At 55.3% G+C, this 24,022-nt stretch carries 16 protein-coding genes; 10 read left to right on the forward strand and 6 right to left on the reverse strand.

What is annotated here, in order from left to right:
• Positions 1–39 precede the first annotated feature (39 nt).
• The 6 genes from P3W75_RS06135 to P3W75_RS06160 form a co-directional block, all read right to left on the reverse strand.
• A complete protein-coding gene (locus tag P3W75_RS06135; RefSeq protein WP_276226474.1) occupies positions 40–3,138 on the reverse strand; it encodes a DEAD/DEAH box helicase in 3,099 nt (1,032 codons plus the stop codon).
• A gap of 3 nt (positions 3,139–3,141) precedes the next feature.
• Positions 3,142–3,654, reverse strand: coding sequence for a hypothetical protein (locus P3W75_RS06140; RefSeq protein WP_276226475.1), 513 nt, complete (start codon positions 3,652–3,654; stop codon positions 3,142–3,144).
• A gap of 5 nt (positions 3,655–3,659) precedes the next feature.
• Positions 3,660–4,169 carry a hypothetical protein gene (locus tag P3W75_RS06145; RefSeq protein WP_276226476.1) on the reverse strand — a complete coding sequence of 170 codons (510 nt, stop codon included), beginning with the start codon at positions 4,167–4,169 and terminating at the stop codon, positions 3,660–3,662.
• 11 nt (positions 4,170–4,180) lie between these two features.
• The gene (locus P3W75_RS06150) at positions 4,181–5,488 is read right to left on the reverse strand and encodes a S1 RNA-binding domain-containing protein (RefSeq protein WP_276226477.1); all 1,308 of its coding nucleotides are present in this window, start codon (positions 5,486–5,488) and stop codon (positions 4,181–4,183) included.
• A gap of 407 nt (positions 5,489–5,895) precedes the next feature.
• The gene (locus tag P3W75_RS06155; protein ID WP_276226478.1) at positions 5,896–6,573 is read right to left on the reverse strand and encodes a hypothetical protein; all 678 of its coding nucleotides are present in this window, start codon (positions 6,571–6,573) and stop codon (positions 5,896–5,898) included.
• Positions 6,574–7,107: 534 nt separating this feature from the next.
• Complete coding sequence (locus P3W75_RS06160; RefSeq protein WP_276226479.1) at positions 7,108–8,169, reverse strand: ADP-ribosylglycohydrolase family protein; 1,062 nt, start codon at positions 8,167–8,169, stop codon at positions 7,108–7,110.
• 362 nt (positions 8,170–8,531) lie between these two features.
• Here P3W75_RS06160 and P3W75_RS06165 point away from each other — a divergent pair, with 362 nt between their 5' ends.
• From P3W75_RS06165 to P3W75_RS06210, 10 genes are all read left to right on the forward strand, one after another.
• Positions 8,532–9,404 (forward strand): helix-turn-helix transcriptional regulator, encoded by an 873-nt coding sequence (locus P3W75_RS06165; protein ID WP_276226480.1) that lies wholly within the window; start codon positions 8,532–8,534, stop codon positions 9,402–9,404.
• Between the two features lie 172 nt (positions 9,405–9,576).
• Complete coding sequence (locus P3W75_RS06170) at positions 9,577–10,224, forward strand: HEPN domain-containing protein (RefSeq protein WP_276226481.1); 648 nt, start codon at positions 9,577–9,579, stop codon at positions 10,222–10,224.
• Positions 10,225–10,260: 36 nt separating this feature from the next.
• Positions 10,261–10,908 (forward strand): peptidase M15, encoded by a 648-nt coding sequence (locus P3W75_RS06175; protein ID WP_276226482.1) that lies wholly within the window; start codon positions 10,261–10,263, stop codon positions 10,906–10,908.
• 410 nt (positions 10,909–11,318) lie between these two features.
• Positions 11,319–13,367: an AAA family ATPase gene (locus P3W75_RS06180; RefSeq protein WP_276226483.1), complete on the forward strand. Its 2,049-nt coding sequence runs from the start codon at positions 11,319–11,321 to the stop codon at positions 13,365–13,367.
• Positions 13,364–14,662, forward strand: coding sequence for an McrC family protein (locus tag P3W75_RS06185; protein ID WP_276226484.1), 1,299 nt, complete (start codon positions 13,364–13,366; stop codon positions 14,660–14,662). The genes P3W75_RS06180 and P3W75_RS06185 overlap by 4 nt, the downstream gene beginning before the upstream one ends.
• Positions 14,663–15,156: 494 nt before the next feature.
• Positions 15,157–15,477 (forward strand): hypothetical protein, encoded by a 321-nt coding sequence (locus P3W75_RS06190; RefSeq protein WP_276226485.1) that lies wholly within the window; start codon positions 15,157–15,159, stop codon positions 15,475–15,477.
• Positions 15,478–15,594: 117 nt separating this feature from the next.
• Entirely contained in the window at positions 15,595–19,128 is a 3,534-nt protein-coding gene (locus P3W75_RS06195; protein WP_276226486.1) for a helicase-related protein, read from the forward strand.
• Positions 19,125–20,507 carry an AAA family ATPase gene (locus P3W75_RS06200; protein WP_276226487.1) on the forward strand — a complete coding sequence of 461 codons (1,383 nt, stop codon included), beginning with the start codon at positions 19,125–19,127 and terminating at the stop codon, positions 20,505–20,507. Before P3W75_RS06195 ends, P3W75_RS06200 begins: the two co-directional genes overlap by 4 nt.
• Positions 20,504–21,094 carry a retron system putative HNH endonuclease gene (locus P3W75_RS06205; protein WP_276226488.1) on the forward strand — a complete coding sequence of 197 codons (591 nt, stop codon included), beginning with the start codon at positions 20,504–20,506 and terminating at the stop codon, positions 21,092–21,094. Before P3W75_RS06200 ends, P3W75_RS06205 begins: the two co-directional genes overlap by 4 nt.
• 15 nt (positions 21,095–21,109) lie before the next feature.
• The gene (locus tag P3W75_RS06210; RefSeq protein ID WP_276226489.1) at positions 21,110–24,022 is read left to right on the forward strand and encodes a DUF1156 domain-containing protein; all 2,913 of its coding nucleotides are present in this window, start codon (positions 21,110–21,112) and stop codon (positions 24,020–24,022) included.

Raw genomic sequence — 24,022 nt, forward strand, 5'->3', positions numbered from 1 at the left:
GTGCTCAGAGCCCCCAGCTGAACCGGGACAGGTCAGTTCTCAGGGCTGAGAGAACACTTGCGGCACAAGATCTTTGTGAAATCGCGCATCTGCAGGAAGGCTGATTACTTTCAAGGTCTTTGCGGCCTCCCCAGTTTTGATCAGCTCGGCAACAGGGCCATGCCCCTCATGTGCCAGGCAGTCAAGGTGCCCTAATATAACAACTGCGTCGCGGGCCCTAGAGAGCGCCACGTTCAGGCGATGGCGATCAAGCAGAAACTGAACATTACCACTGGCACGTGTCATCAGCAGGATAACCATATCTGCCTGCCCGCCCTGTACTGCGTCTACCGTGGCGACGTTCGGATTGAACGCATAGGGCTTCCCCTCAATGTCACGCTTCACTATTTCCAATTGCCCTTTGTAGGGACAAATAATCAACAACTCCAACGGTGTGCCCGCCGCTCGCACACGTTGGTCTAGTGTCTTGAGCAGTTGATACAGTGCGGCGCGTTCGGTCGAGTTGACCAATGACGACGCCATGTCACTACTATCAGCTTTCTTGTGGCGATAGTTCTGCATGTTGGAAAAATCAACAAACAGGGTTCGGGCAGTGGTTAAGGTCCATTCACCACCCTTTCGGTAAGACTGAAGCTGTTTTTTGTAGAACAGCTCGCTGACTAGATTACCGATGTGTTCATGCATGCGGTATTGCACAGTCAACATCCCTTTGGCCTGCGGCGCTAGGCCGTCATACAGCTCTTGAAAAAAGTTCTTGCGAAGTAGCGTTTCTACTTCTTCTAGTGGCAGCGTATATCCAATTCGATCATCTAGGGCATCAGCAGTCACTGTCGGTGGCAGCTGATTGTGATCGCCGACTAGGACTAAGCGTCGAGCCATGGCTGCTGGAATCATCAACTCGGCAGCGAAGGCTTTGCCGGCCTCATCGACGATCACTAGATCGAAGGGGTCTTTGAGCAGGGCCAAGTCGCTGCGGGCCATACCAGTGCAGGTCGCGCCATGGATCAACTTGTCACGAAAACTCCAGCGGCTAGCTGCTTCACGCCCTCTACGAGAACGTAGCAGGGCCTGCCAGCTCTCGTGCAGTTGGGGATTGATCTCTGCATTGCCGGTGGATAGCCCATCGAGTCTGGTTTGATGCCAATTCGGCAAAAGGGGTGGGCTGATCTTGTCTTCTTTTCCGTAGCGCACAGTTACAGGGCGCAAATAATCTGCGGCTTCGAGAAGGTCTTCGATCAGTTTTGTCACCGCCACGTGGGTAGGGCCGGTGATTAGGATGCGCGGCCATTGGAGTGGTGCATCTTCTGGGAAAAGTGTTTTGAGCCATTTCACCAGCGTGGTGGTCTTTCCGGCGCCTGGAGGCCCCCAAATGGCTACGACAGGCTCGCTCGAGTCCAGCGCTTGCATCACGGCGTCGTGCCCCAGATTTAGTGCAGGCCTTGGCTCAGGATCAAGTGAGAGCAGTGCGTTATGCACGTTGGGAGCTATGAAGTCTCCTGTGATTGCACGCTCTAGAGCTTTGGAGAGAGTTTCCTTCTGACTGCCTTCCTTTACCAATTCAAGACGATATAAGTCGAAAGGATTTATTTCGCTCTGACTCATTCGCTTTGGCGCTACCAGCGTGAATTCGCAAATACCTAGCTGTGGATCCAATAGGTTGAACGATTGTAATGGCCATATCCGGTTCCTACCTACTGCCCGTAAACGTGGCGTGCCTTTTTCGCTTAATGCGCTCTTCAGCCAGCTTGGAATTCCTTGCATGCTCAGGGTGCCGATTACCTTGCGGCCGCTGTCCTCCACCCGGCCGGGCAAGAAGCCACAACTAGCACTCTGTGATAAATGTATCTGTTGCTCACGATACACCAATGACAGCTTACGCAGGCTCATGGCCACCGCTCGTTGTTGGGCGGCACTCCGCTGCCCAAGGCGTTCGTCATTCAATGCACAAACGAATAGTTCGAATCGATTACTCCGTTCTAATTCTTCGTCTGTACTACCAAGTAAAACAGGTGCTAGAGCTACGTAGCAGCGCAAGACGTCTTCGGGAGTCTCATTGAGCTCAAGCACATGCTTCAGGCGAAAGCAGCTCTGCTGTGAATTGATGTCAGTGACTAGAGCATAGCGGCCCAATTGAAATACTAGGTATCCATCTTCTTTTTGGTAGATATGCCAGGGCCTATCCTGAATCGCAGGTGTTTGAAAGTAATCCCAGATTTTTTGGATCAGTGGTATCTGCTTCTCATTGATCCCCAATGCCACCGGCCACCAGTATTCCTCTAAACCAGTAATTCGTGGGTGTAGCCTGACCGGGAGTCCTCCAGACTGCGAATTACCGAGAATATCTCCAAGCGTCCAGCCATCGGCGAATACTTCCAACTCGCTACCAGGCTTTATCCATAGTCCTTCTTTCTTCCCTAGCGGAAGCCGCAGTGTGGCATTGAGTGTCTCCAGTTCTACCGCGTTGCCATCCAAACGCACCACCGTCGCAGTCAGAGGCTCTGCATTGCTTGCTAGCGCAGCATCGAGCAGTTGCATCCGGTCACTACTAATACGAGCACAGCGCGCCTGATGATCGACAGCATAAAAGACACCTCGGCCATCAAACTCGTCGGCTTCGATGACATAGTCGTGCAAGCGCCCAGGCAAACCCGCAGACAGCGTGACAATTGCCCCTTCACAGGGGTAGTCCTCCGGCATCTCAATCCATGCAACGGTTGGGATCTGCGCCGGCAGGACGTCGTAGAGTGTTCGGATGTACTGCGCAGTACGCGAGAGATATGTACGCTCTGCGGCAATGCGTGCTCGGGCCAGCTCAATCTCCAATGTCATCTGGCGAAAACTTGCCGACTCACGTGCACCAAAGCGCTGTCGCAAGATCTGCTGTGCTCTTGCATGCGCCCGCTCCAACTCACTGGCAATTTCCGTACGAATAGCTAGCTCGCTATCGAATAGCGCAGAAAGTTGAATTAGATAGGGGCGAATCAACGCTATGCTCTTGTGCTCATGAGCAGCGTAGATGGATGCCAACTCAGCCTCTAACTCTTCAATCTGCGCTTGTACGTCATCTAGGCGTTTTCCGTTCCACCAACTGACGGCGGTCGCGGTCAGGGTGATGCCCGCGAGTAAGAGCATGAACATTGATTAGCGTTTCCCTGCCATAACCAGCTCAACTACACGTGCCATATAAAACTCCATGCTTGCTCTGACCTCTCGCTGGTGGTCGTTGTCGATCAAGGACGGGTCCATGACGGACTCCAGCTTGTTAAACGCGCTCATTACTGGTCCCAGTATTAGGTCGAGATTGTCTAGCTGTCGGTGCAGAGGCTCATTTTCTGCCTGTATCTGCTCTAACCTTTTTTGTGCAAGCTTTACCTCTTCCTCGGCTTTTCTTACGCGCCCATTCCATTCAGTCGCTGTCTTTTTCACATCCACCGCTGACTGCAGTACGCCGACCAAGTCTCGGAGTAGGCCGATGCCCTCGGTCAGTACCTGAGCCCTGTTTCCGCTAAAAGCGGTATCGCGTTTAAGCTGCTCCTGTAATGTTCGTTCCTTGGCAAGGTCTAGCGCGTCGCTGCTCGTTTTACCTGATTGGCTGGTCGCTGCTGTTTTAGATTTGGTGAGACTTTCTGGTAGTTTAAATCTGTTATTTGACATCGTTATCACTCCACGCAGGCGGTGCTGCTATTGAAATATTCCATGCTGCGCCGCAGGCCTTGATCGGCCTCCATCAGACGCTCTAGGGTTTCCTCGAATGCCTGAAGATCAGGTAACTCACTGCTCCTGATCAGAGCGAGCTCATCTAGGCAGTGTCGTGTCAGTTGTACGCAACTAAGCATCATTCGTCCTACAGCCTGTCGTGCAATCGCAGTGTGCTGCATTTCTCGCCGGGCTAGGTCGATATCCTGCGCTAATGCCTCGCGCTCAAGTTCTAGGCGCTTTTCCTCTTTCGGGATAAGTGTCTTGAGACCGTCCCGGTGCGCACGGGCTTGGCGCAGCTTTAGATATGAATCAACCGCGCCCAATACGGCAGATGCGGCCTCGATACTCATTAGCAATGGGTTGGCGCCGGCTGCGGCTTTCTTGAGGCCATTGGCAACGCCATGCCGACTGGCTGTGGAAATAAAGGTTTTAGTGAAATAGAACGCATGTCGTGGAATCTGAGGAGCCATAGTCGTTCGCTCTAAAGCTGTACCCAGCACCAGGTCGCAGCGCTGGCTTGGGCCACGAGTTGTGCCAATTCGGCGGGCATGTGCTGGATGAAATCGTCTTCGCAGACGTCGGCCTGATTAACCTTGTGCTTTCCAGTGCGCGGTGCCCACAGTGTGCGGGTGGCAGGTTCCCAGAATAGAGGCTGCTCGCCTTGTAGATAACGAACCATCAATACGGTTTCGCATCCCTGCTCCTTGGGTGCTGGTCGGAAAGGCACCGGTCCTACTGCTTCAAGGTTCTTCCATAAACCAGCAAGCAACCAGCGAGTAGGCACATCGAGTGCCAAGGTTTTCCAGTTAGGGGTTTGCGACAAGAACACATGCACATGTGGGTTGCCGAGCATGGCTGCGAGTTGCTCGCGTTGCTCTTCTCCCACTTGGGCTTGGTTCAACAAACCATCGGGCAATGTCTCTCCGCGCATGCGCAAAAAGCGGCTCAGCTGTCGGGGGTTTATAACAGGTGTTGGAAGGTGGCGTGGGTAGCTATCGCTCTCACGGCTCAGCGGGTGGATCTGCTGGTTTGCAGGTGCGGCGCTCGCAAATAGACCGCCGACGTTCGACGCGTTAAGCGATTTGGATATTTCTAGCCCTGCCAACAATCGCCGTCCTGAAGCCAAGACCTGTTGGTCACTTACTAGCCCCTCTTCGGTCAGCAACGTTACCAGCTGTTGCACAGAGGCCACTGGTAAGCCGGTCAGTTCTGCAATATCAGCTACGTCATGATTCTGATACAGGGCCTCAAGTACAAACAGGGCAACTGCGTCGCAGCGTCTCGGCACGCGTGCGAAGGTCCGCACCTGAAACTCTATGGCCTTGAAGTGCAAGGTAACCCGAGTCTCGACTGGCTGTGCCTGGCAGGTCTTGATGCTGGCACTGATGCGGGCCCGACGAGCTCGTTTGTCCGTTAGCCACTGATCGTTCAGCAAAATATTGCTGATTTGTACTAGGTGCTGTTGATTGAAGCTCAAAACCTCGGACGGATGGTCGATCCAGCTCCAGCTGATCTCGCCCAGAGGAACCCAGAGTGTGAGTTGCCCGGCCTGTAGCCAGGCACCTTTATCTTCGATCCGTGTCACTTGAGCCTGCAATGTGTCGCCTTTCTGAAGGTTGCCCAAGGCTTGGCGTAACCGCGCCTCAGGCAGGGCGTGGACGCTTCCCTTCCAGCCCTTTTCATCCTTCCCTATGAGCACGAGCTCTAGGTTGTCTCCTTCGCTGAACAGGCTTGCAGGATTCTCGGCCTTGGCATTTCCCTCCAGCAACTCATGACGGGGGATCAACACCGAAGTATCACCATATTTCACCAGTACAGAACCCGCTAATACCTTGACCACATGACCGGTTACTATTCGACCGCAGTTCTCAATACCAAGAGTTGGTGCACTGCTGCGCATAGGGCGCGACGAAGGGCGTGGCTGTGCTGGCGATGTACTGCGCCGTGATGCGGGGGAGTCTAAGGCTCTGAGCAGTTGCGTAAAGAATTCGAACAATCCAGCATCTCCATTTCATAGCTGAACTGATGAGGGCGGCCGCTGGCTTTGACAACGTAGCCGACGGTTTCGAAAAATTGGCTTTAAGGCCATTGGGGTCAGGTACCGGCTAAATCGCTCCAGTCTTAAAAGTGATCGGCTCGACTATAGGGCAATGATTGTGACTGATTAGGGCGGCGTCCCGCTCATGGGGGCGTGGGCTATCTCCGTTTCACAATTGCCAATGCATTGATGATCTTGCACTTGCTGGGAGCGGAACCACTCCAGTGGTTTGATGGGAAGCGGCCCGCATTGGGTACCAATCCGTCTTTGGTCTGTACTTCGAGCACCGCATTCCAGAGAGAGACCTTAGGAGACTCGCAGAAGGGATCCAAACAGAGGAGGTGGGTGCATTCGATTTTTGTCCCATCGATGCCTTTGTCGACAAGCTTGCCTTGGTAGCCAACAACCAACAGCCAGTGGCCATCGCCGCCAGGCCAGTTGACGCTGACAATGCTCGAGTGTCCCTGGCGAATAGCTTCGACCAGTTGATCGACCATGGAGCGGGTATTGCCTTCTAGTATTTCGATTTCGATCTGGCGGCTAAAGCACTCACCCAACCAGTCAAGATCGTACTCATCAGTGCCATTGCTAATCAGACCACCAAATTCGGTGAGGCGATGGTGGAACTTCCCTAGCCGAGTGCGTCCGTCGCGCAGTCCCATATAGGAGGCTTCCTCGCGGCGGATGATGGCGTTGGTCACCAACGGCATCACTAAGCTGTAAGGACCGCAGGCTCCATCGAGATCACCTTGACGAAAATGGACGGATTCTCCGCGCTCGTTCACCGGACCGGATTCGGACAGGGACAATTGAGGCATGACATTCATTACGTTCATGGGAAGGCCGTTTCTTCCGAGTGCGTAGAGGCGTTAGCTGGATGCCTGCCATGTCTGGTGTTTGCGTGTAGATGTAGCGGCAATGCCGTCGTCCTTGGCTGGCTAGAGCTGTCCATAGAATGGAGGAAGTGGTCGGCGTGTGGCAACTGGCCACTCTCGTCAGATTGACTGGTCGGGTCGTGCTACCTAACCATAAACGCCCTGATTCGCTGCTCAAGCCTCTGTGCGAGTCGTGCCTTCATTACTTCAAATAGTGTTGCTAAACGGTGCTCGACCGGCTGTCTCCCGCATTTTGGGCACGATGTGTAGAAATCTCGACCAACGAAGAGCGCATCGCTCTTCGGCAGGGACGTTTTCTGCCACGAACAACGTGAACACCTAAATGTGAGTGGCGGTGGTGGAATAGGCATAGGAGGACCTTCAGTCTTTGCTGCTCAGCAATTTAGGTGTGTCACACGACAGCTTGTGTCGCTGACGTAAGGGGCAATTCGAGTCTTCCTGTCGCGCGATTGGGCAAGTTGAGGGGCGCCTCAATCACCACCCAGGATATCGCCGACGGATCTGCTCATCGTGGGCGTGATCCTCGCCAGATTCACCGCCGTAAATGCGCGGCACCTCATGGATATCGATGGCGAGTTGTTCGATCACGTCTCGCAACTCCAGCGATGTGAGCCAGCGCTCTGGAATGCTGGCGCAGCCGAGTTGGATGCCGAGCAACTGTCCGGTGATCATCCCTGTGCTGTCGCTGTTACCACTGTGATTGACAGCCCAGGTCACGCCTTGCTCGAAGCTGTCGGCCATCAATGCACACCACAATCCGATGGCCAGTGCTTCTTCAGCTGTCCATCCGCGACCTAGTAGCTCAATGACTTTGGGCGTCGGTCGAATGCCCTTCTGATAAAGCGCCAACACGTGTTCGATGAATTCGCGTGTCTCGCTCAAGCCTTCGCATTTTCCATACTGCCGGAGGCTATCCAGGATTGCTCCCTCCAACGAACAGGAAGGCAGTAGGAGGCGAGCTAGTATGTCGGCAAACAGCCCGGCGGCCAGATATCCGGTCGGATGCCCGTGAGTGAGATGAGCAGACTCAGCCGCTAGCTCGAAGGGGCTAGGGAAGAAGGCATGAGGCGCTACCCTCATGACGCCACCGCAGCCCTTGCTGTCGTTACTCGCCTGCTCGCCAAAGGACTTGCAATCACGCAGCGCCGATAGACATTCCATACCCGGTGCACGGCGAGACCAGAGCGCGTGCTCTTGAATCAACCATCCGTCTTTTGCCACCTCAGTGGCTGGCTCGCCGCCCTGCGTGAGGTGCCAGCGCAATAGAGCGTGATGGATTACCGATGGTGGATGACAGAGACCGCGCGATGCCTGCCTGACATGGGCGCGCAACAGTCCTTCGGCCGTGAACAGCATCATCTGCGTGTCATCGGTTATCGCTCCGGTGATGCCGTAGGCCTGACCAAGGTCCCGGATACCTAACGGGCCAAACTTCCGCTTAATGGTTGCCCAATCGAGAAATTCCACCGGGGCCCCTAAGGCACCTCCGACTGCGCCACCAAGCAGGCAGCCCTTGATCCTGCCCAGACAATTCATATTTCGCTCCTTAGACTTCTTCAGCCGCTCTGCAACTGCTAGACATGGCGCGCTGTGTGCATAAGGCTGCGCTCAACTCTTGGTCATGCATCACCATCGCGCCAGTTATGCTGAGCACTGCTTCGAGCTGTGCTTGAAGTCCCTGACAGAGCTGAGTTGGCTGTGCGAGTTTGCACGCGCCCAGCATCGACAACGCCGCCAGAGCAATTGGTATCAGCGCACTCCAGATACCTGTACACAGCCCCATTTGCGTCAGTTCACTGTTGAATCTGTTGAATGACGGTTTCAGGTTATGTAGCTTCTGACGACATATCCATGGTGTTTACCTGTACAGGTAAAGTTTTCGAACACGAGAGGGCTCAATGAAACGCAAGCAGTCGATCGAATCTGTCCGCTGGGATCTGGCGCTGCGCTATCGCTTGATCGAAACTGTGGCCTGGTGGGAGGGGCGGCTCACCACGGGACATCTGATGCAGAGCTTCGGTATCAGTCGGCAGCAGGCGTCGAAGGACATCAACACTTACATCGCCGAGCATGCGCCTAAAAACCTGACATATGACAAGCACCTAAAGGGTTATGTCCCTAGCCTGAGGTTCTCACCAAAGTTCATCGACCACAGTGCCAGCGCCTATCTGCACCTGTTGAGTCAGAACAAAGAGCGTGCACCACATATCGAGGGCTTGGCCCTGGCTTATGCGCATACTGAAGTGCTGAAGGTGCCGGATCGATCCGTGCAGCCAGAGGTGTTGCGTCCTTTGCTTAGGGCTTGCCGTGAGGGGCTGCGGCTGGAGTGCGAGTATGTCTCGCTGGCTAATCCAGTACCGGAAACGCGACTCATCGCTCCACACACGCTCATCTATACCGGCATACGCTGGCATGTCCGAGCCTTCTGCGAGAAGAATCGGGACTATCGCGACTTCGTTCTCAGCCGTTTCCGCGGCGAGCCGGACGTACTGGATGCCTCCGAAAACGGACGAGAAGAGGACACAGGTTGGTCCTCCGAAGTGACGGTGATCATTGAGCCTGACCCGCGCTTGAAACCGGAGCAGAAGGCCATCGTCGCGCAGGACTATGGCATGCAGCAGGAGCAGCTGCTGATCCCTAGCCGCGGTGCTCTGGTGCAATACGTGTTGCAGCGCTACCAGATCGATCCGAACAAGATCCAGGCGAAAGCTGCTGCACAGCAGATCGTGGTAGCGAACCTGGAGGAGCTCCGACAGTGGATCTATCAGTGACGGGGAGAAGTAGCGGTGCGGAGCGATTGGTTGAGTAGTTCCTAGATAATCGGTCCGCCACTTCACCCCACAGTAGCCACGCTTATGCCAGGTGACGCTATAGCACATCGTCGCAGTTCCAGCGCTTGGGCAGGGCTGCTATCGTTGCGCCATTGTCACAGGGAGTCGTCGCATGCAGTACCACGCCTTGAAGGAGCGTCATCGCCTGGAGCGAGACCAACAGCACCCCAATCTCCGCCTACGTATTCACCGTGCCCTCAGTTGGCTGAACCGCGCCGAGCAGGCCGATGATGCCGACGGCCGTTTCATCTTCCTGTGGATTGCTTTCAACGCCGCCTATGCCACGGATATTGACGAGCAACGTCGACTATCCGAGCAGGAGACCTTCAAGGCCTTTCTGGAAAAGCTCTGTTCACTCGACGTTTCGCGCAGCATCGAGATGCTCGTCTGGTCTGAATTCTCCGGGAGCATCCGTGTATTGCTGGATAACCCCTTTGTGTTCCAGAGCTTCTGGGACCATCAAAATGGCAAGATCAGCGAGGCGGAGTGGAAAGAGCGCTTTAGCAACGGTAAGCGTGCCGCTCAGCTAGCACTTGCCAGTCGCAACACACCAGCGGTGTTGGGGGTACTGTTCAATCGCATCTATACCCTGCGCAATCAACTCATCCACGGTGGAGCTACGTGGAACGGCAGCGTCAACCGCGATCAACTGCGTGATTGCTGCAGTCTGCTAAGCAAGCTAGTCCCCCTGATCATCCAGCTGATGCTGGACAACCCGGAGACTCTTTGGGGTGACGCTTGTTATCCGGTAGTGAGCTGATCATTTTTCCCAGTGGATTTGCCGAGAGGCGTGCCGATGAATAAGCCCACCACCGTCAAGGCTTTGGAAGATCTAGGACGGGTAAGGCTGTCCACCCACTTCTTCATGCGTGACTTCCTCTACTCGGAAATCAGCCAGATCGAGGGCATTCCCAATATTCCGGATTTCCCGGATCGCGCCATCGAGGCAGGAAAACAGCTCTGCGAACAGCTGCTGGAGCCCTTGCAGGGCCGTTTCGGCCGGATTGTTATTCGCTCGGCCTATCGCTCGCCAGCGGTGAATGCCAAGGGAGCCGAGAACAACAACCAGTACAGCTGCGCCGCCAACGAGAAGAACTACGCCTCGCACATCTGGGATTACCCTGATGCAGAAGGTTACCTAGGCGCCACAGCTTGCATCGTAGTGCCGGCATTGCTGCCCTGGTATGACCAGACCGATGACTGGACCCCGTTGGCATGGTGGATTCACGACAGCCTGCCCTATGCCAGCCAGTTCTGGTTCCCCAAGCTCGCCGCCTTCAATCTGCGCTGGAGCGCCAACCCGGGTGCTCTGCCGAATATCAGCACCTACGTCAGCAATCCTCACACGGGTGACAAGAAGGCGTTGGTCAAAAACGGGGTGGCAGCATTGGGGGGCGAAGAGCGTAGGCGAATCGTTGATACCTGGTTGGCCAGTATCGGCTGAGCCTGTACCTAAACTTGACACGTGCTCGGGTCTGGGGCCCGTACTACGTGCCTTTGCACCGCACATCGCAAGTATCCTGATCGAAAACTTGACCTGTATGAACACCCATTATTGGTGTGTTCAGTAGAGCGACATATCCTGCCAGTGTGCTCACCAGAAGTGGGTTGGGATAGCACCTGTGGGGCACGGTACCCCTCGCGGGCGTGATTCGGTATCGAGCAGAGAACGGGGCAATGGAGTTCGGTGCATGCGCTATTTAGCGCTGCAATCCGCGATGTCTCCGGACGCGGAGGCCGCCCTCTCAAAAGGCGTTGCAGATATCTAGGGTGGCCCTGCAGTTAGGCCGCTTGCTCGGCAAGCTACCTGTTTTTTCAGTCCCGAGTTATTCAGATACAAGCCAGGATGTCCCAATGATTGAAGGTTATTCCAACGCTAAGGTTGAGGCGCTCATCAATAGGGCCTCGCTTGAGGAGCAACGCTGGGTCTGGGCGTTGCTGGAAAATTTCCGTACGCGATTCCCGCAGGCTGACCACTGGACGGTCAACATCAACCCGCCAGATATTCGAATCGGAGTTCGCTCAACCAGAAGCACTCGAGGCCGGGTGGCGTTCTCGTTCTATTGGAGCGGTGGGGAAGTCTGCTGCTCCCTGCGTGGTTCAGCGAATTTTCGGCATCAAATGGAAGAGAATGGTTTCGATTGGGAAATCAGATTCAGCTCCTACCCACTGCAGTCGGATGTTGAGGACTGGTTCAGGGCTATTGGCAATGTCTTCGAGCCTGGAGAGCTGCCCTTGGAGGGCGTGGGGCATGTGCCAGCTGACTACGCGATTGAAGATGACGACTACGAACAGGAAGGAGATGAGCTCATGCAATCTCGGGATCAGGGTGGCGCGTCGGAGCTGAATCGTATCCTCTATGGCCCGCCTGGTACGGGGAAAACCTATGCCACCATCAACCACGCATTGGGTGTGCTCGACCCGCAGTTTTTAGCGGAGAACCCTGGTGAGGATAAGGGCACGCGAAAGCGTCTCAAGACGCGCTTCGATCAATTGGTGAAGGACGAGCGTGTGCGTTTCGTAACCTTCCACCAGAGTTTCAGTTATGAGGATTTTGTCGAGGGGCTGCGTGCAGACACCGACGGTGACAGTGCGCAGATCGAATATCGCGTGGAGCCGGGTATTTTCAAGCAGCTCTGCGACGACGCGCGCACCAGAGATGGCCAAGCTGAAAGCGGCATTCGCGATAAGGCACGTATCTGGAAGATTTCCATCAATGGCACGGGTGCGTCAGCGACTAAAACCTACTGCCTTCAGCATGGTGAGGCGCGTATCGGCTGGGGGAGTACTGGCGATTTGCGCAAGTCACCCGAACAGGGTGATTACTACCAGTCCCTGGGCTCCGGAGATAGGGGCACTCTGAGCTACTTCGCCGAGCAAATGGTGGTGGGTGATATTCTGCTGTGCATTCATTCGGCCGACATGATTGGTGCCATCGGGGTGGTCACTAGCGATTATCGCTACGAGGAGAGGGCGCCTGCTGGCATCATCGGAGATTACCAGCATGTACGCTCGGTATCCTGGCTTTATCGCGACATCAATCTTTCGATTCTGCCGTTGAACGATGGCCGGCAATTCACCCTGAAAACGGTCTATGCAATGAACCGTTTCTCCTGGGCTGACTTGCTTAGCTATTTGCAGCAGCAAGGCGTCCAGCCTGTCGAGCAGGTGCCCGCGTCGACGAGTGAGCGCAAGCCGTACGTACTGATCATCGATGAGATCAATCGCGGGAATGTTTCGCGCATTTTCGGTGAGCTCATCACTCTGATTGAGCCTTCCAAGCGTGAGGGGGCTGCGGAGGCGCTGAGTCTGAAGCTGCCGTATTCGAAGAAACCTTTTAGCGTACCGGACAATGTGTATTTGCTGGGTACTATGAACACAGCCGATCGCTCGTTGGCTGGATTGGACATTGCACTTCGTCGACGCTTTACCTTTTATGAAATGCCGCCACGCCCTGAGCTTCTTGATGGTGTGATGGTTGAAGGAGTTGTCGATGTCGGCCAGCTATTACGGGTGATGAACCAGCGTATCGCGGTGTTGCTGGGTCGCGAGCATTGCCTCGGCCATGCCTACTTCATGCAGCTAAAGGATGACCCGACACTGGCCCAGCTGGAACTAATCTTCCGCAACCAGGTGTTGCCATTGCTGCAGGAGTATTTTTTCGAAGACTGGCAGCGTATTGCTTGGGTCTTCAACGACCACCGAAAACCTTCTGCGGACCAGTTCGTGCAGCGCCATGCCCAAGATATAAGCCTGCTGTTTGGAAGCGATGTGCCGGTGCAGGATCGAGTCTGGCACATCAATTCATCCGCGTTCAGCAAGCTCTCCGCATATGCTGGAGTGATAAAGGCGAAGGTGGAGGCGGGTGTCTCGGTCGCAGAGCTTGAGGGGCTTACCCCTTGAAGACTCACGTCACGGTTCGTGAATACGCCAGGTTAACTACTGCTGTCGTTCCACCTGGCAACCTCGACTGTGCACAGATATCCGAAACCGCCTTCGACTGGCTGTGCGAGCTAAGTGCCAGTTTCAATCGCAATGGTGCCACGCTGCTGCAAGTGGAAGGACGACGCTCCCTGAAGTGGGATTCCTATGTGGGTGTGTTGGAGACTCCCTGTGGTACGCAGCTGGAGATTTTGCCTAAGCACCATGAGCAGGGAGACTGTCAGGGAAAAAGTCGGCGGCTGCTGCGTAAACTGATTCAATGTGCGTTGCAGATCAAGCCGCGAGAGGCGTCGGTGAGCAGTCTTGAGCTGTTCGATGCTCCCCTCAGCGAGTGGGTGATGGGGCAGTTCCTAAATGAGCTGGACTTGTTGGTAAAGCGAGGGGTGCGCTTCGATTATCTGCGCGTCGAAGAGGAACAGAGTTTTCTGCGCGGGCAACTGAACGTGGTTGCGCAGATGCGCCAGCCTCCAGGACGACAGCATCGCTTCCAGATTCGCCATGATGTGTTCTTGCCTGACCGCGCTGAGAATCGTCTGCTCAAGTTAGCGCTAGAGCAGGTGGCTAAGACCACGCAGAATGCCACCAACTGGCGCCTGGCCAACGAGCTGCGGGCTATGTTGGCTGAGGTGCCGGCTAGTCGACAGGTGAGCCTAGATCTGCGTGTTTGGAGTCACGACCGTCTGATGGCGCACTACCACGCCATCAAACCTTGGTGTGAGCTGATTCTCAATCAGCACATGCCAATTGCCGTGACTGGTGAATGGCGAGGCATGAGCTTGTTGTTCCCGATGGAAAAGCTATTTGAGCGCTATGTGGAGAGCTGGTTGCAACAGCGCTTGGCGCTCGGTGCAAGGCTGAAATCACAGGCTGCCAGCCAGTACTTGTGTGAGCATGACAGCAGTTGGATGTTTTGCCTAAAGCCAGACTTGCTGATCGATACGCCCGAGCAGCGCTGGATATTGGATACTAAGTGGAAGCGAATTGATGCGCGCAAGCCTGAGTCGAACTATGCCCTCAGTCAGGGTGACTTCTATCAGTTGTTCGCATATGGCCATAAGTATCGCAGAAGGTCGGATATTCCCACGCTAGTGCTAATTTATCCGCGTTGGTCTGGGTTGGAGAAAACGCTACCCGTTTTTGAGTATGGCAACGGGATGGAGCTCTGGGTATTACCTTTTGACTTAGAGATCGACTACCTGATGGGCGCAAGCTCTGCCTGTATTCCGCTGAACGACATCAACCGCTCTGCAAGCTAAGACCTAGTAAATGCTAGATACAGCAGGCGCTGAGCAGATGCCCGCTGTTTACGGCTCTCGACGGGGCTCGATGCTCAACTGATATTCAGAAAGGTGATCAATCGGGGACCCTGCCTGAGGGCGGGCTGGTTTCCAACCCTCACCTTGAGGGACTGGCGAACAGTTCCGACCAGTACCGCACGCTCAACGAGCTAATCGGCTACGAGTTGGTCATGTGAAATGGTTTTGCTTTCATCTGCGCCGCGGATGTTTCGGAGATTGATACGGACGACCTCGCTTATAGCTTCCAGGGCCTTTTGTTGGTGTTGTTTCGCGGACTCATGGAGTTCGGTTGCGCCATGGATATTTTTCTCAAGGACGAAGCAGGTCTCTCTGATATACGTATAGATGATTGGTAAAGAGCAAGACAAGTCGCCTTCCGAGCTCCAGCTTTAAGGGCTATCGCGCCCGCTTAAAAATACGCGGACATCATAGCCCCTATCCCCGGGATATCCATGCGCCAGCGAATCTCTTACCCGAATCCATTCAAGTCTCAGTTTGTTCAGGAGTGCATCAAGCCAGGCGCATCAGTGGCAGGTGGCGCCTTGAGCCACGGTAGCGATGCCAACGTCGTCCGCAAATGGCTACCGCTTCACTGCGATCAGCCGGCGACGACACTAGATCAGTTCATGGCGCTTCAGTTTGAGCTGGATGAGGCGAACGCCAATTATGCGGCAGGATTGCAATCAGGCATGAGCATCAGTCTGGTGTGCACTGGACGCAGCGATGTAGCAAAAACGCCTATGTCGAAGGATTGTCTGTCAGATACTCGATGAGTGGTTGGTCGGCATTTAATGCCCGATCAGGCCTCTGGATCGGCGGGGTTGATTCGAGTGTCGATGTCCATCATATCCAAGTAAACTCAACAATTTGACGATTATCTGGAAGCTCAAATGGTCAAGCTGGAAGACATCGCAAAAGACGCCCAGATTCGTGGCCTGCATGGCGACGAGGTGGTCAAGATCGTCAGTGTCGACAAGGTCGGTGACTCGGCAATCAGCGTCGTCTACCAGAAGAGTGCGGGTGGCTATGGCGACCAGATGCTTTTCCGCAGCGATGAAGCACGGTTGGAACTTGCCCAGGCCGGTAAAGCTTGGGCTTTTGATGCCCCTGGTGGCGATTTCAAGCTGGCCCTGGAAGCCTGGCGCATCCAACTGGCTCACTTGTTCGATCCGATGATGGCGGTGCACACCTCCAACGTCGACCCGTTGCCGCACCAGATTTCCGCCGTCTACGAATCCATGCTGCCGCGTCAGCCACTGCGCTTTGTGCTGGCTGATGATCCTGGCGCCGGTAAGACCATCATGGCCGGCCTGCTGATCCGCGAGTTGCTGATGCGAGCCGATGCCCGGCGCATCCTCGTGGTGTCGCCAGGCTCGCTTACCGAGCAATGGCAGGACGAACTGCTGGAAAAATTCGGCATCAAGTTCGAGGTGTTCAGCCGTGAGAAGCAGGAGCAGTGCGCCACTGGCAATTACTTCGAAGAGCAAAATCTGCTGATCTGCCGTCTCGATCAGCTGTCGCGCAACGAGGACTACCAGCTCAAGCTCAAAAATACCGACTGGGACCTGATCATCGTCGACGAAGCCCACAAGCTGTCGGCTAACTACTTTGGCAACAAGGTCAACAAGACCAAGCGTTTCGAGCTGGGAGAGCTACTCGGTTCGATTACTCGTCACTTCTTGCTGATGACCGCCACCCCACACAACGGCAAGGAAGAAGACTTTCAGATCTGGCTTTCGCTGCTTGATGGCGATCGCTTCTACGGCAAGTTCCGCGAGGGTGCCCACAAGGTTGACGTATCCGATCTAATGCGGCGCATGGTCAAGGAGGAGCTGCTCAAGTTCGACGGCACCAAACTGTTCCCGGAGCGGCGCGCCTACACAGCCAATTACTCGTTGTCTGATCAGGAGGCGGCGCTCTATCACGATGTGACAGAGTACGTGCGCAACCAGATGAACCTGGCTGATCGTCTCGATGGCCAGCGCAAAAACAACGTTGGCTTTGCTCTTACTCAACTGCAGCGCCGCCTGGCTTCTAGCCCTGAGGCGATCTACCAGTCCCTGCGCAATCGTCGCAAGCGTCTGGAGAATCGCGTCGAGGAAGAGAAGCTCCATCTACGCGGTGGTGGTGTCGCCAGCGTGCTGGGTGAATACCTGGTGAAAAAGCGCATCGAGGTGCCAGACAACCTCGACGAGATGGAAGACGACCTCAGCGCTGACGAGTACGAGCTTTACGCCGACCAATTGGTAGATCAGGCGAGTGCAGCCGAAACCATCGCCGAAATGGAAACGGAAATCTGCTTGCTGCAAGGCTTGGAGCGACAGGCGCAGCGCTTGGTGGCCTCCGGTAGTGATCGCAAATGGGAAGAGTTGTCTTGCCTGTTGCAGGATTCCCCGCAGATGTACAACGGCGATAGTCGCCGAAAACTGATCATCTTCACTGAGCACCGTGCCACGCTGGACTATCTGGTCAAGCGCATCGCCGACATGCTGGGCGATCTGCAGGCCATCGTCACTATTCATGGTGGAACTAACCGTGATGAGCGGCGCAAGGTGCAGGAAGAGTTTCGCCACAACCCGCGTGTGCTGGTGCTGATCGCCACCGATGCGGCGGGTGAGGGCGTCAACCTGCAGAACGCCAACCTGATGGTCAATTACGACTTACCTTGGAACCCCAACCGCCTGGAGCAGCGTTTTGGCCGTATTCACCGCATCGGCCAGGATCAGGTCTGCCACCTATGGAACATCGTCGCCAATGAGACCCGCGAAGGTGAAGTGTTCCAGAAGCTGTTCGAGAAGCTGGAAATCGAAAAGCAGGCCTTGGGCGGTAAGGTGTTCGACATCCTTGGCGAGGCCTTCGACAACGTATCGCTCAAGGATCTGCTGATCGAAGCCATTCGCTATGGCGACTCGCCCGAAGTGCGTGCACGGCAAAACCAGGTCATCGAAGGTGCACTGGACACCGAGCATTTGCGTGAAATCCTCCGTCGCAATGCACTGGTTGAGCAACACATGAGCCTCGACCAGCTGTATGCCGTCAAAGAGGAAATGGAGAAGGCCGAAGCCCGCAAGCTGCAGCCCTATTTCATCCGCGCTTTTTTCAATGAAGCCTTCACCAGTGTTGGTGGCGAGCTGCGTAATCGCGAACCTGCGCGCTACGAGATTCGTCACGTGCCGGCTTCATTGCGCGAGCGTGACCGGGTAATCGGTGAAACCCGTACACCTGTGCTCAAGCAGTACGAGCGCATCTGCTTCGAGAAGCAGCAGGTACGTGTGCCTGGCAAACCCATGGCGGACCTGATCCACCCCGGTCATCCGCTGATGCAGGCGCTGACCGACATTACCCTGAGTGCACATCGCGGCAAGCTTAAGCAGGGTTCAGTACTGGTCGATCCAAATGATGACAGTCTGATCCCTAAAGTGCTGTTCATGCTTGATCACAGCGTGCGTGAAAGCGCGAGCAGTGGTGTTGACCAGCCCAAAATCGTCTCCCGCCGCCTGCAGTTTGTGGAGATCGACCCTCAGGCCCACAGCAGCAATGCTGGTTGGGCTCCACACCTTGATCTTTTGCCGATCAAGCCGGAGGAAATTGCTCTGGTGCAGGACGTGCTCAACGCATCATGGCTGCAGCAGAATCTGGAAAATCTCGCGCTACAACATGCCTCGCAACAACTGGTGCCCGAGCACTTCAGCGAAGTGAAAACCCGTGTTGAGTGTCAGGCCGAGCGCGTGCTGGCCGCTGTGCATGAGCGCCTGGTCAAGGAAATCAACTACTGGTCAGATCGCTATCTCAAGCTCAGTGACGACGTGGCTGCAGGCAAACAGCCGCGCATGCAGCCGGAAAATGCACGCCGCCGCTATGAGGAGCTGACAGCTCGACTGGAGCAGCGCACCCGCGAGCTACAGGCCATGCAACAAGTCAGCTCTGCCACCCCTGTGGTGATTGGCGGAGCCCTAGTGATTCCTGCCGGACTGCTGGCCCAGCGCCAAGGCGATACCGCATTCTGCGCAGATGCAGAAGCGCGCTCGCGTGTTGAGTGGGCTGCTATGCATGCCGTCATTGCAGCTGAACAGGCTCTGGGGCATACCGTGAAGGATGTTTCCGCCGAGAAGTGCGGCTGGGACATTACTGCGCGTCCGTCAGTTGCCGCGGATGGCAGCATCAAGGATGACCGACATATTGAAGTCAAAGGACGCATAAAGGGCTCAACCACTGTCACCGTGACCAAGAACGAGATCTTCTCTAGCTACAACCAGGGTGAGAAATACATCCTCGCCATCGTGCTGGTGGATGGTGAGCAAGTGGACGGTCCGTACTACATCAAGCACCCATTCAAGAGTGAGCCGGAGTTCGGCATAGCCAGTGTCAACTACGACCTGGGCGAGTTGCTGGCGCGTGCGATCACGCCGGAGAAAAGTCAGTGAAATTAACCAAACTGCGCCTGCAGAACTATCGCTGCTTCGATGCGCTTGAAATCGAATTCCATGAAAAGTTGACAGTGCTGATCGCCCCCAATGGCGGCGGCAAAACCACTCTGCTGGACGCTGCGCGGGTTGCGCTATGGCCCTTTGTCAAAGGCTTCGATCTGGGCAGTCAGACAGGCAAGGCGGCTACCATCCAAATCGATGACGTGCGCCTGGCATTGCTCAACGAAGGCAATATGGAGCCGCAGACTCCCAGCGTCATCGATGCTTGGGGCGATTGGTCGGTAAACGAACGCAACAGGCACTGGCTACAACAACGCAGCAGTCTGAAAAAAGGCACAAACACCACAGGCGATGTTGCCGTCAAGGCGATGACCTCTCATGGTAAGGCGTTGGAAAGCCAGGTACGTAGCGATCAGCAGGTGACCCTGCCGCTGGTCAGCTATCTGGGTACCTCTCGGCTGTGGTTTGAAGGGCGCTTCACTTCTGTTGCTGCCGAAACGACCCTCGACAAGAGCGAATACTCTCGCACTTCTGGCTATCTCAATTGCCTGTCTTATTCTTCGAGTTTTAAAACCTTTACCGCTTGGTTCGGGTGGATCTACCGCAGCTACCGAGAAGAGCAATTGACAGCGTTGGAAAGAAATTCGGAGCTGTCGTCAAAAGGTCAGCGATTTTTGCAAATCATCGAGGCGATCAAGGTTGCCATCAATACCCTGATCGAGGCTCCTACCGGCTGGTATGACCTTGAGTACAGTGCCAGCCATCAGCAGCAGTTGGTCATGCACCATCCCGTGCAGGGCGTAATGCCCGTCGATATGCTAAGTGATGGCCTGCGTAACGCCATTGCCATGGTTGCCGATCTGGCGTTTCGTGCTTGCAAGCTCAATCCTCATTTGGGAGAGCGTGCGCCCTTGGAAACGCCTGGTATCGCGCTGATCGATGAGGTGGATATGTTCCTCCATCCGCAATGGCAGCAAACGATTCTGGCGTCCTTGCAAAGTGCTTTTCCTGAAATCCAATTCATCGTGACCACCCATAGCCCGCAGGTGCTTAGCACTGTTCGCCGGGAAAGCATTAGGGTTGTAGAACAGACGGAGTCTGGATTGTGTGCAGTTATGCCCGACTTCAGCCCTCTTGCGCACGAGTCAGGTGATGCTCTGTCCAAGATCATGGGTACCCACCGTGAGCCACCCTTGCCGATTCAAGAGCAGATACGCCATTTTGAGCAGCTAGTACGTGCTGGCCAAGAAAGTTCTGATCAGGCTAAGACTCTGCGCCATGAGCTTGATCAGGCTGGTTATCAGATCCATGAAAGCGATCTGGTCACTTGGCGCTTTTTGGCGCAGCACAAGGCGGTGCAAGGAGGTAAGGCATGATCGAGCTGCACCATCGTGCTGTCCCGACGCCTGCGCTTTCTGTATTCATCGCTACGCATCCGCACGCATCAGTAGCTGATTTCGACAGCCTTACATTCCAGCCGGTAAAGCAAGCTGTGAAGGCTGACCTCAACGCTGATCAGGGCGGGCTTTGTGTGTACTGTGAGAGTCCACTGGCCCCCACTACAGGGCAGGTTGAGCACATAAAGCCGAAAGCGGGTGCTAACGCTCATCCTCACCTGTGCTTCACCTATACCAACTATGGCCATAGCTGCATCAACCCCAAAACCTGCGGGCAGAAAAAGAACAACGGTCTATTGCCCATCGAACCCGGGCCGGGTTGCAACAGTGAGTGGACGCTCTCAACCGACGGGACTATCGAACCTATTGCTAGCCTGACTCGGAAGCGCAAGCATGCGGTCACTCAGGCTCGTGACATGCTTGGTCTTAACAGAGATTCCAACCTGGTTGATGAGCGTCAGCGCTGGCTAAAAAGCGCATTGGCTGTGTTGCAGCAAGCCCCCCAAGACATTCAGCAGTTTCTGCAGCTAGCACCATACCGGTACATGCTGTCGACTGTCCTGTGACATAGAGATCACTCAGTGACTTACCCAATCAAAACCCCGAAAAAACTCATCGAAGTCGCTTTGCCGTTGGACGCGATCAACGCAGCCGCGGCTCGTGAAAAGTCCATCCGTCATGGCCACCCCAGCACCTTGCACCTGTGGTGGGCGCGGCGGCCGTTAGCGGCGGCGCGGGCGGTGATTTTTGCGCAGATGGTTAATGACCCTGGCTACGAGCGTCATCTGGGGCGTGGGGTGAACAAGGAGAAGGCTGCGGCGGAGCGTGAACGCCTGTTCAAAATCATTGAAGAACTGGTGCAGTGGGAAAACACCAATAACGAAGAGGTGCTGGGTAGAGCGCGGGCGGAGATTTGGAAGAGCTGGCGCGAGACGTGTGAACTGAACAAGGGCTATCCGCAGGCTGCCGAGCTGTTCAATCCAGAAAAGCTGCCGGGCTTCCATGACCCCTTCGCCGGCGGTGGTGCGCTGCCTCTGGAGGCACAGCGCCTCGGCCTAGAAAGCTACGCCTCCGACCTTAATCCGGTGGCGGTGACCATCAACAAGGCGATGATTGAGATTCCACCGAAGTTCGCCGGTCGTGCGCCGGTAGGGCCGGAAATCGCTGCTGACAAGGGCAGCAAGAAGCGCGCAACCCGTGATGCCTTTGAGGACTGGTCGGGCGCCAAGGGCCTTGCCGAGGACGTACGTCGCTACGGTGCCTGGATGCGGGAGCAGGCGCAGCAGCGCATTGGTCACCTGTACCCGCAGATCGAAGTCTCAGACGAGATGGTGGCCGAGCGTCCGGATTTGGCTCAGTACCAAGGTGAAAAACTAACGGTAATCGCGTGGCTGTGGGCTCGCACGGTAAGAAGCCCCAACCCTGCATTCAGTCATGCCGAGGTGCCGCTAGCTTCGACTTTTATCCTTTCAAAGATGAAAGGTAATGAGGCTTATATCGAGCCTGTCATCGAGAGTGATAACTATCGATTTACTGTAAAGATGGGCACTCCGCCGACAGAGGCGAGTGAAGGTACGGCAGCAGGAAAACGTGGCGGATTTCTGTGCCTGCTTTCTGGGACTCCGATTGATTACAAGTACATTCGTGCCGAGGGTTCCGGTGGTCGGATGGGGCAGCGATTGATGGCGATTGTTGCTGAGGGTGCGCGAGGCCGGGTCTATTTGGCTCCAACTGTTGAGCATGCCTCTCGTGCTGTAGAGGCGCAGCCTGACTGGCGTCCCGAAACACCTCTGCATGGTAAGTGTAGAGTGAACGTCTCCAACTATGGACTGGATGTCTACGGTGATCTTTTTACTTCCCGTCAATTGATTACCTTAACCACCCTTTCGGACTTGGTGCAGGAGGCTATCGCTCGAGTGCGAGAAGATGTTATAGCCGCTGGGTTGGCCGACGATGGGCAGGGGCTAGATGAGGGTGGAAGCAAAGCGACTGCATACTCGCAAGTTGTAGGGCTTTTTCTGGCAATCGTTATTGATAGGCTGGCCGACTACAACTCAACATTATGCTCGTGGCATGTCGGTGGTCCTACTACAGGGACTAAGAGTAGAAATACGTTTTCTAGGCAAGCTCTGCCTATGACTTGGGATTTTTTGGAAGTAAATCCACTGTCGGAGCAGTCTGGTAGTTTGGAAAACTCTTTGGGCTATACAGCTAAAAGTATTGCTGAGTTAGGTAGCGGCTCCGCGTTTGGATATGCATTCCAAGCTGACGCTACGACACAAAAGATTTCTGTCAAGAAAGTAGTTTCTACCGATCCACCTTACTACGACAATATCGGCTACGCAGATCTCTCCGACTTCTTTTATGTTTGGCTGCGTCGTTCGCTACGGCCGATTTTTCCTAACCTTTACGCCACCCTCGCTGTGCCCAAAGCTGAAGAGCTAGTAGCCACCCCATACCGCCATGGCAGCAAGGACAAGGCCGAAGTCTTTTTCCTCGATGGCATGACTGCTGCCATGCACAACCTGGCGGAGCAAGCGCATCCGGCTTTCCCGGTGACCATCTACTACGCCTTTAAGCAGGCGGAAACCAAGGGTGAGGCCGGTACCTCCAGCACCGGCTGGGAGACCTTCCTGGCTGCTGTGCTTAAGGCTGGTTTTGCTCTCAGTGGTACCTGGCCAATGCGTACCGAACTGAGCAACCGCATGATCGGCTCCGGTTCCAACGCTCTAGCCTCCAGCATTGTGCTGGTCTGCCGCCCGCGCGCAGACGACGCCCCAACCATCTCGCGCCGCGAGTTTATACGTGAGCTCAACGCCACCTTGCCAGATGCTCTGCTGGATATGACCCGTGGCGGCATCAACTCGCCGGTGGCCCCGGTCGACCTTTCTCAAGCCATTATTGGCCCTGGCATGGAAGTCTTCAGCAAATACAGCGCCGTGCTGGAGGCCGACGGCTCGCCGATGACTGTGCGCAGCGCCCTGCAATTGATCAACCGCTTTATCGGCGAAGACGACTTTGACCACGACACCCAGTTCTGCCTCGCCTGGTTTGAACAGCATGGCTGGGCAGTAGGCAAGCACGGCGATGCCGATGTTTTGGCCCGCGCCAAGGGTACTAGCGTTGGCGGCTTGGTGGATGCCGGCGTGGTGGAGAGTGGTGGCGGCGATCTGCGTTTGCTCAAGTGGGCGGAAATGCCGCGTGACTGGTCACCAGAAAATGACAATCGCATACCAGTGTGGGAAGCCCTGCACCAGCTGATTCGTGCGTTGAACCAGGAAGGCGAAACCGCCGCAGGCCAACTGCTCGCACGCATGCCCGACAAGACAGCCGGCCTCACCGCGCTTACTTATCGTCTCTACACACTTTGCGAGCGCCAAGGCTGGGCTGAAGAAGCCCGTGCCTATAACGAACTACAAGGCGCTTGGCTCGGTATCGAACAGGCCAGCCAGGAAGCCGGCCACATTGGCAGCCAGAGTGCATTGGATATTTGA

Origin of the sequence: Pseudomonas citronellolis (genome assembly GCF_029335315.1) — a bacterium.
In the GTDB taxonomy this organism is placed as follows: domain Bacteria; phylum Pseudomonadota; class Gammaproteobacteria; order Pseudomonadales; family Pseudomonadaceae; genus Pseudomonas; species Pseudomonas citronellolis_A.